This window comes from Amycolatopsis magusensis (genome assembly GCF_017875555.1).
Classification (GTDB): domain Bacteria; phylum Actinomycetota; class Actinomycetes; order Mycobacteriales; family Pseudonocardiaceae; genus Amycolatopsis; species Amycolatopsis magusensis.
Genome location: NZ_JAGGMS010000001.1, coordinates 8,093,602 through 8,106,691 on the forward strand (window position 1 = coordinate 8,093,602; position 13,090 = coordinate 8,106,691).

Genomic DNA, 13,090 nt, shown 5'->3' on the forward strand with positions numbered 1-13,090 from the left:
CGTGATCGAAGTTCGCGAACTGAACAAACGCTACGGCCGGACTACGGCCGTCGACAACCTGACCTTCAGCGTGCGGCCGGGCGGAGTCACCGGCTTCCTCGGCCCGAACGGGGCCGGGAAGTCCACCACCATGCGAATCGTGCTCGGGCTGGACGCGGCCGACGCCGGTGAAGCCCTGGCCGATGGGCGCCGGTACACCACCATCGAACGGCCGATGCACGAAGTCGGCGCCCTTCTCGACGCCAACGCGGTGCACCCCGGACGCAGTGCCTACGACCACCTGCTGTCGCTCGCGTTGACGAACGGTATCGGCCGGTCGCGGGTGCGGGAGGTGCTGGAACAAGTCGGCCTGGCGGACGTGACACGGAAGCGGGCAGGCAAGTTCTCGCTGGGTATGAAACAACGGCTGGGCCTGGCCGGCGCCTTGCTCGGCGACCCCGCCGTCCTCCTGCTCGACGAACCGGTGAACGGACTCGATCCGGACGGCGTGCGCTGGATCCGTGAACTGTTGCGATCGCTCGCCGCCGAGGGCCGAACGGTGCTGGTGTCGAGCCATCTGATGAGCGAGATGGCCCTCACATCTGACCGCCTCATCGTGATCGGCCGAGGACGGCTGATCGCTGACACGTCCGTGCGCGAGCTTGAAGAACGCTTCCAACGGGGCGTCTTCGTCCGCTCGCCACGAGCCGTCGAGCTGTCTGACGCACTGCGAGCGGCCGGAGCTGAAGTTGCCGCGGAGAACGACGAAGCGGTGACGGTGCACGGCATGGGCGTCGATAGCATCGGCGACCTGGCCGCTGCGCGAGGCATTCCGGTGTACGAGGTCATTCCGCGGAGCGCCTCGTTGGAAGAGGCCTACCTGGAACTGACCGCCGACAGCGTCGACTACCGGGCGGTGCGATGACCTCCGCACTGACTTCTGAATGGCACAAACTCCGTTCGGTCCGATCGACCCAGTACGTGCTGGGCATGGTCTTGTTGAGCCTGTTCATCGGTGCGGCACTCGCGTGGGCATGGGGTCAGACGTGGGACTCAATGCCAGCCGAACGCCGCAGCTCGCTCTCGGGCGGATCAATTGAAGAGATCATGCTGCCGGTACTCCAGCTATGTCTGGGCATTCTGGGTGCGCTGGCCATTACCGCCGAATACGCGACCGGCCTGATCCGTACCAGCCTCACCGTCATGCCCCGCCGACCTGCCCTCCTTCTCGCCAAGGCGGCCACGATCGGCGTGCTCGCCCTCGTCGTCGGAGTTGCCGCGACCTTCGCCATCCATCTAGTCAGCCGGGCTGTGCTCGGTAACCGCGACTTTCCCGGGTACACCGATCTATCCAGCGAGGCACCCGGCCTACTCGGAGCGGGCACCACGGTCGCGCTGGTGGCTCTGATCGGCTTCAGCGCCGGCACAGTGCTGCGTTCGACCGCAGGGGCGATCTCCCTCCTCGTCGTGCTGCTGTTCGTCCTTCCGATGATCAGCGGCTTCTTACCGGAACCGTGGCGGGAACGGATCGAGTCGGTACTACTGACGAACCCGATCAGCGCCCTCTGTCTCGCCTCTATCTCACTGGGCGTCGCGCTCTTCCTGATCCAGCGGCGTGATGTCGGATGATCGGCGTCCTGCGTTCGGAATGGATCAAGCTGCGATCGGTACGCTCCACCTACATCGTGCTGGCCCTGGTTCCGGCAATCTTCGGGTTGGTCGCATTGCTGACCATGACCGCCGCGAACTTCTGGGACGCCACGCCCTCGCGGCGGGACTCGATCATCCTCTCGCCATTCACGGGGTTCACCTCATGGATTGCCGGCGTCGGCCTGGCGATCTTGGGTGTCCTGACGATGACCAGCGAGCACTCCACCGGTCTCATACGCACGACCTACACCGTGGTGCCGCTACGCACGAGAGTGATCGCAGGGAAAGCCATCGTGCTCACAGTCGTCGCTTTCGTGTCAGGGCAATTCGTCGAGTTCGGCTCGTTCTTCCTCAGTCGGGCAATGATGGGCAACCGCACGATCGTCGGGCACACGAGCTCTCTCGTGGAAGAAGCTCCGGCAATGCTGGCTTCTGGCACGGTCGTGGCCGTCTACGCGATACTCGGTTTGGGCCTCGGCGCTCTCTTGCGCTCCGCTGCTGGCGCGATCACCGCACTCGTTGCTTACTGGTACATCACCCCACTGATCGCACAGAAACTGCCAGGAGAATGGGCCTCCTGGGCAACGTCACTGATGCTCACCCATCTTCCGGTGCAACTGACCGGCGCTGAATCGTTCGGGATGAGCCCGCCCCTGAAGCTGTCACAGCCAGCCGCGGCCGTCGTCATGCTGTTGTACATGGCTGTGGCCCTCGGAGTCGCATCGCTCTTCGTTCGGCGCCGAGATGCCTGAGCGTCGGGACACTCTCCCGACGCTGCGGGGCAGTCATCGCAATGCACCCGAATCACGGCCGCCGTCAGCAGGCCATTGCACCGGTCGACGTCTCGCATGTGCAGCGAGGTAGTGGTTGCCACGGGTATCGTTCCGACGGTTGATCGTGTATTGGGCAAGCTCCCGTATCGATCACAACGGGAGAACCTTCGTGAGCGGGTGCACAGACGGGACTTTGACCAAGCAGCCATGCGCGAAGAGCGCCATGGATAAACATTCCGATCAGGCTGCATCGGCGTGCTCAGCGGGCGGGAAGAGCGGGGTCGGCTTGGTGGTGCGGGTACGGTCGGCCGGCGTCGTGATCGTCAGCTCGCCGGTCTCGCGGTCGAGGTCGAATTTCCAGCCGGGAGCGTCTTTGAGCCGATGATGTGAACGGCAGAGCACGCAGAGGTTCTGGCAACTGGTGTCGCCGCCCTTTGCCCGCGCGCGATGGTGATCGAGGTCAGCGCACTGGGCAGGGTGGTGACAACCAGGCATCCGGCATACCCGGTCCCGCACACGCACATAGTCGGCCAGGTGGGCGGGTGGCCGGTAGCGTGAGCGCCCTACGTCCAGCGGCGCGCCACTGCCCGGATCGGTGATCACCTTCCGCCACACGCTGTTCGGCTGCTTCATGATGTCGCGGGCGACCGAGGCAGGGATCGGGCCGTGCCCCACCAACTCGGCAGCGCGGTCGGTGATGCCCAGCGCCGCGTCCGCTGCCACATGGATGAACACTTCGGCCCGAGGCGCGCCAGTCCGCTCACCTAGCAGTAGCTCGGCGAACACATCAGCACGGATCTGGTCCGCCGTGCGCTTTCCTTTACGAGAACGCATCGTTCGCGCGATGCGATTAACGCGAGCGTAGATCGTCGAAGCGACCTCCACGGGCAACACCGCAAGCAACTGCGCCATCGCATCTTCGCGATGGCGGATCTCGATTCTTCGCTCCGATCTTCGTGCTCGCGCTCTCGCCTCGGCACCCTCCGGGTCGACCTTGTGCACCAGATCGCGGGTGATCCGACGGATCTGACCGGCGTTCTTGTCAGTGATCCGGTCGACCAGTGCGACGTCCACCTCGCTGACCAGCTCGTCCGGCAGCGGCGCCACCACATCGGAGATCTTGGCGGCGGACAGGCGACTCAGCGTACCTGCCTCCATCGCCCCGAGCACGTTCGGTAGACGGTTCATCACGTCACGAGCCAAGCGGACCAGGTCCTCCGCAGCACGTTTCGACAAGCACAGCTCGAGAGCCACCTCGTCGACGACCGACCGCAGGTCACTGCGCAGTTCGGTCAGCCGATGCACCACGCGCAGCTCGATCGCTTCCAGCTGAGCGCTCAACCTCCTCGCGGTGCACAGGGCTTCGACAACGGAGCTGTCATCGAATCTTCCGACGACAGCGGGACTGAGTGAAAAGAATTTGGATTGCCTCACGCAGGCTACGATACAGCCGAATCGAACAGGTGTTCCCAACACGAATGGGTGTTTCTTGTTTATCTTCTGGCCGAGTGCACGTATCCCAGTCCTCGCAACAAAAAGTCCACCAACTCTTCCGAATATCCGGGATCCAGAGCCATCTTCCGCACGTTCAGCCGCCAATACAGTGGCCCAGGAACGAAATCGAGGGCGAGTTCGATGTTCAGTTCGTCCGGCAACTCACCGCGCGCGATCGCTCTCCGCAACATCGCGGCGCCGTGTTCCCGCCGCGGTCCCCCGATGGTTTCCTGGATGGCCGCCGCAAGAGCCTCGTTCCGACCGGCTTCAGCAGTAAGGTCGGGTAGAACCGCCGAGAAGCGCGGGTGCGTGAACCAGTCACGCAGCGCGTGCACAGTGGCCAGCAGGTCGCCACGCAATGAGCCGGTGTCCGCCACCTCCGCACGCGGCACGCTGAACTCCGACAACACGGCGATCACCATGTCCTGCTTGGACGGCCAGCGCCGGTAGAGCGCGCTTTTGCCGACACCGGCCCGCTTGGCCACCGCCTCCATGGACAGGCGCCCGTAGCCATGAGCGGCGAGTTCGTCCCAGACGGCTTCGGTGATGGCGGAGGTGATCCGCGACTGGAGGACGGCGGCGCCGGTCGGGGTGCGACGTGAACTCATGGCACACAGTATACGACTGGACGGGACGGACCCGTCCCGCGTAGGGTTTACGTCGGGACGGTTCCGTATCGTCCAGTCGTCAATGACAGGAGCAACTGTGTCCAGATCTGCCTCTGACCTGGTAGAAGAAGGTCTCCGCCGACTCCTTGCCAAGGACATGACCGGCTTCGCCGAGTTGTGGGCAGCCGACGGAGTCCTCGAGTTCCCCTTCGCCTCGGCCGACTCCCCGGCGCGCCTCGACGGTCGCGACGCAGTGCGCGAATACCTTCGCGACTACAACAACTACATAGCGCCGGAGCGAATCGTGGCTCAGGAGGTGCACGAGACCGCCGACCCCGGGCGAATCATCGTGGAGTTCGAGGTAGCCGGCACGATCGTGGCCAGCGAAAAGCCGTACAGCATGCGTTACATCGCGGTCATCACCGCGAAGGACGGCGAGATCGTCCACTATCGCGACTACTGGAGCCCTCTGGCCGCAGCCGAGGCCATGGGCGGAACCGAAGCACTGACGTCGTTCGCGAACTCGGCGGCGAAGGCGTGAAGACGCTGGTCATCGGCGGTACCGGCACGACTGGCAGTCGCGTAGCCACGCTACTCGGTGCGCATGCACGCGTGGCCACGCGCAAACCGGCTGCGGCGGACCAAGTCCGCTTCGACTGGCTGGCTCGGGAGACCCACGGTCCGGCATTGGCAGGCATCGACGGGGTGTATCTGGTCGCGCCGCTCGGGGTCGCCGACCCGGTGCCGATCGTCGAGCCTTTCCTCGTCGAGGCACGCGAGCACGACGTTCGCCGGGTCGTACTGCTGAGTTCGTCCGCGGTCACCGAGGACACACCTGGGCTGGGTGGCCTACAACGGCTGGTGCGAGAGCAGTTCGCCGAATGGACGGTGTTGCGGCCGTCCTGGTTCATGCAGAACTTCAGCGGTGAACACCCTGTGGCGCAGGGTATCCGGACTTCGGGCGAGATCGTCACCGCCACCGGAGCGGGTTGCGTCGCTTTCGTGGACGCCGATGACATCGCCGCGGTCGCCGCCCGTGCGCTGCTCGACCCGGTGCCGCACAACACGGATCACGTGATCACCGGCCCGCAGGCACTCAGTTACGCCGACGCGGCCGCCATCCTCACCGAGGTCATCGGCAAGCCGGTGCACCACCGGTCACTTGGCGTCGACGAGCTCGCCGCGATGCTGTCCGCAACAGGCCAGCCACCGGAGTACGCGGCGGTCCTCGCCGGGCTCGACGAGAACATCCGGCATGGTTCCGAGGACCGTGTCACCACGACGGTCGAAGAAGTGACCGGGCGGCCCGCGCGGTCCTTCGCCGAGTTCGCCGCGGCGCATCGGGAGTGTTGGCGATAATCCGGAGGAAGTTGGCGATCCGGCCGGTATCGGAAGAACACCCGCCGGAATAACGTCCGACGGGTGCTCATCATCGCCCCGATCCTGATCGGGATCGCCTACGTCTGCCTCAACTCACTCATCCGCGAACCGAACCGCCGCCGCTTCAACGCGGTGATGATCGCTGGAGCCGGAGCCGCCTACCTCAGCGGCGGCGGCTTCGGCCCGTGGGAACTCGCGTTCACGGCCGTGGTCACCTATGTCGCCTACCGAGGGCTCGATTCGTGGACCTTCATCGGCATCGGCTGGCTGCTCCACACCGCGTGGGATGCCTTGCACCACTGGAAAGGCACACCGATCCTGCCGTTCGCGGAGCACTCGTCTCTCGGCTGCGCCATCTGCGATCCGGTGATCGCGACCTGGTGCCTGTTCGGCGGTCGCTCGGTGCGGGAAATCGTCGCCACCGCGGTGAAATCACGACGTACACAGAAGACGACTCCCGCACCGAGTGAACGAGGACAGGTCAGCGGAGAGACCGCTTCCTGACTCCCCGCGCGACCACGGCGACCATCAACGCCACGACCATCAACGCCGCACTGACCCACAACGGCGCGCGGAAGCTGGATCCAGTGCCGATGGCGATGCCGCCGAGCCACGGCCCCGCGGCGGCGCCGACGTTGAAAGCGGCGGTGGCGAGACCACCGGCCAGCGTCGGCGCCTGGTCCGCGACGTAGAACACGCGCGAGATCAGCGTGGAACCGGTCGCGAACGCGAGCGTGCCCTGGAGCAGCACGAGCACAACGGTGGCGAACGCATTGCCCGCCGTCATCGCGAACAACGACCAGCCCACGATCAGTGCCACCATGCCGATCGCCAGCAACTGAACCGGGTAGGTGTCGCCGACCCGGCCACCGATCGTCACGCCGAGGAAAGAACCCACGCCGAACAACGCCAGCAGCACCGGCACCCAGCCTTCGCCGAGTCCGGTGTCGGTGGTGAACAACGGCGCCAGGTAGGTGAAGGCGCAGAACGTCGCTCCGTTGACCAGCGCGGCGACCAGCAGGATCACCAGCAAACGGGCATCACGCAACGACCGCAGTTCGCCGCGAACGCCCTCGTCAGCATTCTCCGGACGGCCGGCCGGAATCGTTCGCAGGATCGCGATCAGCGGTGGCAACGAAATCAACGCCACCGCCCAGAAGGCCGCGCGCCAGCCCCACTGCTGGCCCAGCCACGCACCGGCGGGTACGCCGGCGACGCACGCCACGGTGACCCCGCCGACCACGATGGACGTCGCGCGAGCTTTCGCGTTCGGCGCCACCATGGCGTTGGCGGTGGCCAGCGCAGTGGCCCAGAAGCCCGCGTTGGCGAGCGCGCCGGCCACGCGAGTGGCCAGCAGTACTTCGTAGCTCGTGGTCAGCGCGCCGAGAACATGCACCACCACGAAGGCGGACAGGAAGATCGCCAGCGTGCGCCGACGCGGCCAGCGCAGGCTCAGCACCGCCATCAACGGCGCGCCGACGATCATTCCCACCGCGAACCCCGAGGTGAGCAGCCCCGCGGTGGGCACAGAGACCCGGAGGTCACCGGCGATCTCCGGGATGAGCCCGGACAGCATGAATTCGGAAGTGCCCTGGGCGAAAACGGCCAGCCCGAGCAGGTAGACAGCAAAAGGCATGAATGAACCCCTTGGAAGACGTCGGAAAAACGGCAGCGTTCAGCGATGTCCGAATCGGACAAATCGCGAATGGCTACCGTCTGGACGCCTCGGGGCTGGACATGCCGGCAGGTTAGCCAGCCCCGCCGAGCACTGTCCACGCATTTTCCGCAGGCTCAGCAGTCGCAGGTGATCCCGGCGACTGGCGAGGTCAGCGGGTCGGCCGGCCGTCGCGCGACGCCGTCGTCGGTTTCGACGCCGAAGCCTTCCCGGATCCAGTACTCGATGCCGCCGATCATCTCCTTGACCCGGTAGCCGAGCTTCGCCACGGCCAGCGCCGCCCGGGTCGCACCGTCACAACCCGGTCCCCAGCAGTAGGTGACCACGGGCGGTGCCGGGTCCAGTAGTGCTGCACCCCGGCGAGCGATTTCGGCGGTGGGCAGGTGCAGCGCGCCGGGAATGCGTCCTTGTGCCCAAGCCGCATCGCCTCGGGAGTCCAGCAGGGTGAAGCCGGGGGCGCCGGACTCCAGCGCGGTGTGCACGTCGGCGACATCGGTGCGGAATTCCAGTTGGGCGGTGAAGTAGGAGACAGCGTCCGAGGAGGTGTTCGTCATAGGTAAAACGCTAGGTCGACGAGGGATATCAGTGAACTGACGTTCCACGGCCTACTGCTGGAGACGCCGGGGTTTCCCTGGTAGTTGTGAGTCATGACCGTGGAAACACTGGACGACACCGACTGGCGCATCCTGGAGGCACTCCAGGCCGATGGCCGCGCCAGTTACGCGGACCTCGCCAGGATCGTTTCTATGTCACCGAGTGCGGTGACCGAGCGCGTACGACGGCTCGAGGAGGCCGGGGTCATCACCGGCTACTCCGCCGTGGTCGATCCGGAGCGGCTGGGCCTGTCCATCACCGCGCTGGTGCGACTGCGGTATCCGACCGGCAACTACAAGCCTTTCCGCGACCTGCTCGCGGCCACGCCAGAGATCTTGGAAGCCCATCACGTGACCGGCGAGGACTGCTTCGTACTGAAGGTGCTCGCCCGCTCGATGCGGCACCTCGAGACGGTCACCGGGCGCATCGCCGGGCTCGGCTCGGTCACCACCAGCGTCGTGTATTCGAGCCCGTTGCCCCGACGCGACCTCGGGCGTGGGCTCACAGCCGATCCGCAGTAGATACCGCGTCGCGAGTTTTCTTCCGCGATCGCGTAGCTAGACTGCGGAACATGCCGAACTTGCGGAGTCGCGTCTCACTGGTGGTCGCGGCACTCGCGCTGGCCGGTTGCGGCAGCGAGGCACCGTCAGGCGATGGCGGGAACACCGGCGGCGCCGTGACGGTGTTCGCCGCGGCGTCGCTCACCGAGTCGTTCACCAAGCTCGGCTCGGAGTTCGAGGCGGCGAAGCCGGGCACGAAGGTCACCTTCAACTTCGCCGGCAGCTCCGCACTCGCGCAGCAGATCGACCAGGGAGCACCGGCCGACGTGTTCGCCTCCGCCGCGCCGGCCAACATGAAGCAGGTCAGCGACGCCGGTGGCGTCAGCGGCGACCCGGTCACCTTCGTTCGCAACCGGCTCGAGATCGCGGTGCCGAAGGGCAATCCGGCCGGGATCACCGGCCTCGTCGATTTCGCGAACGCCGGGCGCAAGATCGCGCTGTGCGACGAGAAGGTTCCCTGTGGTGCGGCGGCCAAGAAGGTCTTCGAAGCAGCCGGGCTCACGGCCGCGCCCGACACGCTCGAGCAGGATGTCAAGGCCGCGCTCACCAAGGTCCGGCTCGGCGAGGTCGACGCCGCGCTCGTCTACCGGACCGACGTGAAAGCCGCAGGCAGCGACGTCGACGGCATCGCGTTTCCGGAGGCCGACAAGGCGGTCAACGACTACCCGATCGCCACGTTGGCGAAGGCGCCCAACGCCACCACCGCGGGCGCGTTCGTGCAGTTCGTGCTCTCGGAGCGTGGGCGAGCCGTGCTCGGCGAGGCAGGTTTCGACACTCCATGACGGCACGCCGCAAGGCCCGCGGGCGCCTGCCCCTCATCCTGCTCATCCCGGCGCTGATCGGACTGGCGTTCCTGGTGGTACCGCTGGCCGGGTTGATCGTCCGGGCGCCGTGGAGCACGCTGCCCAGTCAGCTGTTCAGCCCGGAAGTCGGTGAGGCGCTGCGGCTGTCGTTGGTGTGCGCCAGCCTGGCGACGGTCATCTGCCTCGTGCTCGGCGTGCCGCTGGCGTGGGTGCTGGCCCGCGGCGACCTGCCGGGGCGCGGCGTTCTGCGTGCGCTGGTGACCGTGCCGCTCGTGCTGCCCCCGGTCGTCGGGGGCGTCGCCCTGCTGCTCGTGCTCGGCAGGCGGGGGCCGATCGGTCAGTATCTCGACTCCTGGTTCGGCATTTCCTTGCCCTTCACGACGGCCGGCGTCGTGATCGCCGAGGCGTTCGTCGCGATGCCGTTCCTGGTCATCTCGGTCGAGGGTGCGCTTCGTGCTGCGGATCCCCGCTATGAAGAGGCGGCGGCGACCTTGGGGGCGTCGCGTTGGCTGACGTTCCGGCGGGTCACGCTTCCCTCGATCGCGCCGGGCATCGTCGCGGGCACGGTCTTGTGCTGGGCGCGTGCGCTCGGTGAATTCGGCGCCACGATCACCTTCGCGGGCAACTTCCCCGGCGAGACCACCACGATGCCGCTCGCGGTCTACCTGGCGCTCGAGTCCGATCCGGACGCGGCGATCGTGCTGAGCATGGTGCTGCTCATCGTGTCGGTCGTGGTGCTGGCGAGCTTGCGCGACCGCTGGATCCGAGGTGTGTCGTGACGCTGCACGCCGACTTCCGGGTCAGCCGGGACAACGGGTTCCGCCTCGCGCTGCGGTTGGCCGTCGCACCTGGCGAAGTGGTCGCGCTACTGGGGCCGAACGGCGCGGGTAAGACGACCGCGTTGCGTGTGCTCGCCGGCCTGCTGCCGATCAGCGAAGGCACCTTGCGTCTGGACGATCGCATCTGGGACGAGCCATCGCGCGAGTTCATGCTCGCCGAGCATCGGCCGATCGGCGTCGTTTTCCAGGATTACCTGCTCTTCAATCACCTGTCCGCGCTGGAAAACGTCGCGTTCGGACTTCGTGCCCGCGGCACCGATCGCGCCACGGCGAGGCGTCTCGCCGCGGACTGGCTCGACAAGGTCGGTCTGGACGCCCACCAAGGCACCCGGCCACGTTCGCTGTCGGGCGGACAGGCGCAGCGGGTGGCGCTCGCCAGGGCGCTGGTCACGAACCCCGAGTTGCTGTTGCTGGACGAACCCCTCGCCGCCCTCGATGCCGGCACCCGGCTGCACATTCGCGCCGAGCTCGGCCGTCATCTCGCCGACTACCCGGGCCGCACGCTGCTTGTCACGCACGACCCGCTCGACGCGATGGTGCTCGCCGACCGGCTGGTGATCGTCGAAAACGGCGACGTGGTGCAGGAGGGCGCGCCCGCCGAGGTCGCGCGGCGCCCGCGCACCGACTACATCGCGCAGCTGGTCGGACTGAACCTGCACCGCGGCAAGGCCGAAGGCACGACAGTCGCACTGGACACCGGTGGCGAGCTGATCGTCGCCGAACCCGCCACCGGTGCCGTGCACGTGGCCTTCTCCCCCTCCGCCGTCAGCCTGCACCTCGACCGGCCGACCGGCAGTCCTCGCAACACCTGGCCGGTCACCGTGCTCGGGCTGGAACAGCACGCGCACACGATCCGCGTCCACCTGGACGGCGACCCCGCCGTCCAGGCCGACATCACCCCCGCGGTGGTCGCCGAGCTGCGGATCGTGCCGGGTGCCCGGCTGTGGGCGGCGCTGAAGGCCACGGAGATCCAGACCTACTACGCCTGAGTCCGCAGGGGCAGGTGCCGGACGCCCAGCGTGCTCGGCGCCACCATGAAGGACGGCGGGTTCGCGGGATCGGTGCGCAGCGTCGGGAACCGGTCCAGCAGGACGTTCATCGCGATGCGGCCTTCGAGCCGGGCGAGCGGGGCGCCGAGGCAGAAGTGCACGCCGCGGCCGAACGCCAGGTGCGGGTTGGGATCGCGGGCGGGGTCGAACACGTCCGGCCGGTCGAACTGACGCACGTCGTGGTTCGCCGCCGAGAGCCACACCATGAGCACCTGGTTCGGCGGGATCTTCCGGCCACCGAGCTCCACCTCGATCGTGGTGACCCTGGCGACCTGTGCGAACGGGCTGAGCAGGCGCAGGGACTCCTCGATCGCGGACGGCACGAGCCTGCGGTCGGCCCGCACGCGCTCCGCCTGGTCCGGGTTCCCGTCGAGGCACAGCACGGTGTTGCCGAGCAGCATGGTGGTGGTGATGTGACCGGCGAGCAGGAGGATGTTCGCGAAGTTGACGACCTGGAGGTCGGTCAGCTGTTCGCCGTCGACTTCGGCCTGCACCAGCTTGCTCAGCAGGTCTTCCCGCGGGTGCCGCCGTCGTTCGGCCGCGTGGGCGTGCAGGTAGTCGAGCATCGGTTGCAGCTCTTCCTGCTGCTTCTCGAACCTGCGCATCTGCTCGCCGTCTTCGTCGTTGAGCGACAGCGGTTCCGGGTCGGTGAACAGCAGGTCCGCCCACTTCCGGAACAGCTCGCGATCGCTGCCGGGCACGCCGAGCAGTTCGGCGATGACGATCACCGGCAGCGGGTAGGCCAGTTCGGTGACCAGGTCGAACTCGTCGCGACCGGCGACGTTGTCGAGCAGTTCGCCGGTCAGCTCGGCGATCCGCGGTTCGAGGTCGGCCACCATCTTCGGGGTGAAGGCGTGGCTGACCAGGGTGCGCAGCTTGCGGTGGTCGGGCGGGTCCATCTGCAGGATGTTGCCTGCGGACTGGGATTCGTCGGCCATCCCCGGGAAGACCGTTGAGAAATCCGACGAGAAGCGCTTGTGGTCACCGAGGATCTCGACCGCTTCCGCGTAGCCGTAGACGTCCCAGGTGCCGTGTTCCTCATCGAAGGACACCGGGTGCTCGGGCTGGCGCCCGTGCAACCAGGACTGGCTGGGATGGATTCCCCATCGGTCCGCCAGTGTGGTCATGTCTACTCCCCTTTCGTGACGCCACGATGGCGCCATTGTGGCCAAGTACGGTGAATGCCGACGTCGTCGAACGAGTCAACCCAGGTCGCAGGACCCAGTTGCTCCCCGGGAGCGTCGGTGATTTAGCGGGACTAGTGAGCTTTCAAGCCCGTTGTGCCACTATGGCACCACAAAGGAGCCATGGCAAGCCTTGATGGCACTACCAGTGATGGGTCGGATGCCACGCGAGCAAAGCGCCGCCAACGATGAGGGCGGCGAGACCGGCTACGGCGATGAGAGAGGCGGGGTGAGGTGGAGTCGTCGAACTTCCGCCCAAGGTCATGTAGACGAAGATGCCGGGACGACAGTTTCGACCGTGAGCGCATACCCCGTTTCGGCGAGGGCGCCAGCCGAACAGCTACAGCGCGACGGCGTCACCGCCGAACCAGGTGATGATGAGCAGGACCAACGAGATCGCGAAGCCCACGTTGTACATCCGGGCCCGGCCGCACATCTGCCGAAGCTGACCCCAGGAGGCCCATGATCATCCACAGCAGGTGTTCGCCGGCTGCAACAAGGA

Annotated in this window: 15 protein-coding genes; 10 read left to right on the top strand and 5 right to left on the bottom strand. The window is 66.7% G+C overall.

The features are described from left to right. The first annotated feature begins 1 nt into the window (after position 1). Genes JOM49_RS36255 through JOM49_RS36265 form a run of 3 tightly spaced genes read left to right on the top strand, consistent with a single transcriptional unit; the run spans position 2 to position 2,381 of the window. The gene (locus tag JOM49_RS36255; protein ID WP_209668642.1) at positions 2-904 is read left to right on the top strand and encodes an ABC transporter ATP-binding protein; all 903 of its coding nucleotides are present in this window, start codon (positions 2-4) and stop codon (positions 902-904) included. Further along, positions 901-1,608 carry an ABC transporter permease gene (locus tag JOM49_RS36260; RefSeq protein WP_209668643.1) on the top strand — a complete coding sequence of 236 codons (708 nt, stop codon included), beginning with the start codon at positions 901-903 and terminating at the stop codon, positions 1,606-1,608. Before JOM49_RS36255 ends, JOM49_RS36260 begins: the two co-directional genes overlap by 4 nt. After that, a complete protein-coding gene (locus tag JOM49_RS36265) occupies positions 1,605-2,381 on the top strand; it encodes a hypothetical protein (RefSeq protein WP_209668644.1) in 777 nt (258 codons plus the stop codon). The genes JOM49_RS36260 and JOM49_RS36265 overlap by 4 nt, the downstream gene beginning before the upstream one ends. 261 nt (positions 2,382-2,642) lie before the next feature. On the opposite strand, the gene JOM49_RS36270 is transcribed toward JOM49_RS36265, so the two are convergent. Then, on the bottom strand, positions 2,643-3,836 hold the full coding sequence (locus tag JOM49_RS36270; protein WP_209668645.1) for an HNH endonuclease signature motif containing protein: 1,194 nt from the start codon (positions 3,834-3,836) through the stop codon (positions 2,643-2,645). A 59-nt stretch (positions 3,837-3,895) separates the two neighbouring features. Continuing rightward, entirely contained in the window at positions 3,896-4,504 is a 609-nt protein-coding gene (locus JOM49_RS36275; protein WP_209668646.1) for a TetR/AcrR family transcriptional regulator, read from the bottom strand. 82 nt (positions 4,505-4,586) lie between these two features. Here JOM49_RS36275 and JOM49_RS36280 point away from each other — a divergent pair, with 82 nt between their 5' ends. From JOM49_RS36280 to JOM49_RS36290, 3 genes are all read left to right on the top strand, one after another. Then, positions 4,587-5,045, top strand: coding sequence for a nuclear transport factor 2 family protein (locus JOM49_RS36280; RefSeq protein WP_209668647.1), 459 nt, complete (start codon positions 4,587-4,589; stop codon positions 5,043-5,045). Then, positions 5,042-5,863 (top strand): NAD(P)H-binding protein, encoded by an 822-nt coding sequence (locus JOM49_RS36285; RefSeq protein ID WP_209668648.1) that lies wholly within the window; start codon positions 5,042-5,044, stop codon positions 5,861-5,863. The genes JOM49_RS36280 and JOM49_RS36285 overlap by 4 nt, the downstream gene beginning before the upstream one ends. Before the next feature lie 63 nt (positions 5,864-5,926). Continuing rightward, positions 5,927-6,388 (top strand): DUF6010 family protein, encoded by a 462-nt coding sequence (locus JOM49_RS36290; protein WP_209668649.1) that lies wholly within the window; start codon positions 5,927-5,929, stop codon positions 6,386-6,388. On the opposite strand, the gene JOM49_RS36295 is transcribed toward JOM49_RS36290, so the two are convergent. Beyond that, a complete protein-coding gene (locus JOM49_RS36295) occupies positions 6,366-7,520 on the bottom strand; it encodes a Cmx/CmrA family chloramphenicol efflux MFS transporter (RefSeq protein WP_209668650.1) in 1,155 nt (384 codons plus the stop codon). The genes JOM49_RS36290 and JOM49_RS36295 overlap by 23 nt on opposite strands. Before the next feature lie 155 nt (positions 7,521-7,675). After that, the gene (locus JOM49_RS36300; protein WP_209668651.1) at positions 7,676-8,113 is read right to left on the bottom strand and encodes a rhodanese-like domain-containing protein; all 438 of its coding nucleotides are present in this window, start codon (positions 8,111-8,113) and stop codon (positions 7,676-7,678) included. A 93-nt stretch (positions 8,114-8,206) separates the two neighbouring features. Between JOM49_RS36300 and JOM49_RS36305 the strand changes: the two genes are divergently transcribed. Genes JOM49_RS36305 through JOM49_RS36320 form a run of 4 tightly spaced genes read left to right on the top strand, consistent with a single transcriptional unit; the run spans position 8,207 to position 11,344 of the window. Further along, on the top strand, positions 8,207-8,674 hold the full coding sequence (locus JOM49_RS36305; protein ID WP_209668652.1) for an Lrp/AsnC family transcriptional regulator: 468 nt from the start codon (positions 8,207-8,209) through the stop codon (positions 8,672-8,674). 50 nt (positions 8,675-8,724) lie between these two features. Further along, positions 8,725-9,495: a molybdate ABC transporter substrate-binding protein gene (gene modA / locus JOM49_RS36310; RefSeq protein WP_209668653.1), complete on the top strand. Its 771-nt coding sequence runs from the start codon at positions 8,725-8,727 to the stop codon at positions 9,493-9,495. Further along, entirely contained in the window at positions 9,492-10,295 is an 804-nt protein-coding gene (modB, locus tag JOM49_RS36315; protein ID WP_209668654.1) for a molybdate ABC transporter permease subunit, read from the top strand. The genes modA and modB overlap by 4 nt, the downstream gene beginning before the upstream one ends. Beyond that, a complete protein-coding gene (locus JOM49_RS36320; protein WP_209668655.1) occupies positions 10,292-11,344 on the top strand; it encodes an ABC transporter ATP-binding protein in 1,053 nt (350 codons plus the stop codon). Before modB ends, JOM49_RS36320 begins: the two co-directional genes overlap by 4 nt. Here JOM49_RS36320 and JOM49_RS36325 read toward each other — a convergent pair. Continuing rightward, positions 11,335-12,531 carry a cytochrome P450 gene (locus JOM49_RS36325; RefSeq protein WP_209668656.1) on the bottom strand — a complete coding sequence of 399 codons (1,197 nt, stop codon included), beginning with the start codon at positions 12,529-12,531 and terminating at the stop codon, positions 11,335-11,337. The genes JOM49_RS36320 and JOM49_RS36325 overlap by 10 nt on opposite strands. Positions 12,532-13,090 lie beyond the last annotated feature (559 nt).

Excerpts from the sequence above, each read along its gene's own strand:
- JOM49_RS36260 (WP_209668643.1), top strand. The coding sequence starts at position 901 with ATGACCTCCGCACTGACTTCTGAATGGCACAAACTCCGTTCGGTCCGA.
- JOM49_RS36265 (WP_209668644.1), top strand. The coding sequence starts at position 1,605 with ATGATCGGCGTCCTGCGTTCGGAATGGATCAAGCTGCGATCGGTACGC.
- JOM49_RS36275 (WP_209668646.1), bottom strand. The coding sequence starts at position 4,504 with ATGAGTTCACGTCGCACCCCGACCGGCGCCGCCGTCCTCCAGTCGCGG.
- JOM49_RS36280 (WP_209668647.1), top strand. The coding sequence starts at position 4,587 with ATGACAGGAGCAACTGTGTCCAGATCTGCCTCTGACCTGGTAGAAGAA.
- JOM49_RS36295 (WP_209668650.1), bottom strand. The coding sequence starts at position 7,520 with ATGCCTTTTGCTGTCTACCTGCTCGGGCTGGCCGTTTTCGCCCAGGGC.
- JOM49_RS36300 (WP_209668651.1), bottom strand. The coding sequence starts at position 8,113 with ATGACGAACACCTCCTCGGACGCTGTCTCCTACTTCACCGCCCAACTG.
- JOM49_RS36305 (WP_209668652.1), top strand. The coding sequence starts at position 8,207 with ATGACCGTGGAAACACTGGACGACACCGACTGGCGCATCCTGGAGGCA.
- modA (WP_209668653.1), top strand. The coding sequence starts at position 8,725 with ATGCCGAACTTGCGGAGTCGCGTCTCACTGGTGGTCGCGGCACTCGCG.
- modB (WP_209668654.1), top strand. The coding sequence starts at position 9,492 with ATGACGGCACGCCGCAAGGCCCGCGGGCGCCTGCCCCTCATCCTGCTC.
- JOM49_RS36325 (WP_209668656.1), bottom strand. The coding sequence starts at position 12,531 with ATGACCACACTGGCGGACCGATGGGGAATCCATCCCAGCCAGTCCTGG.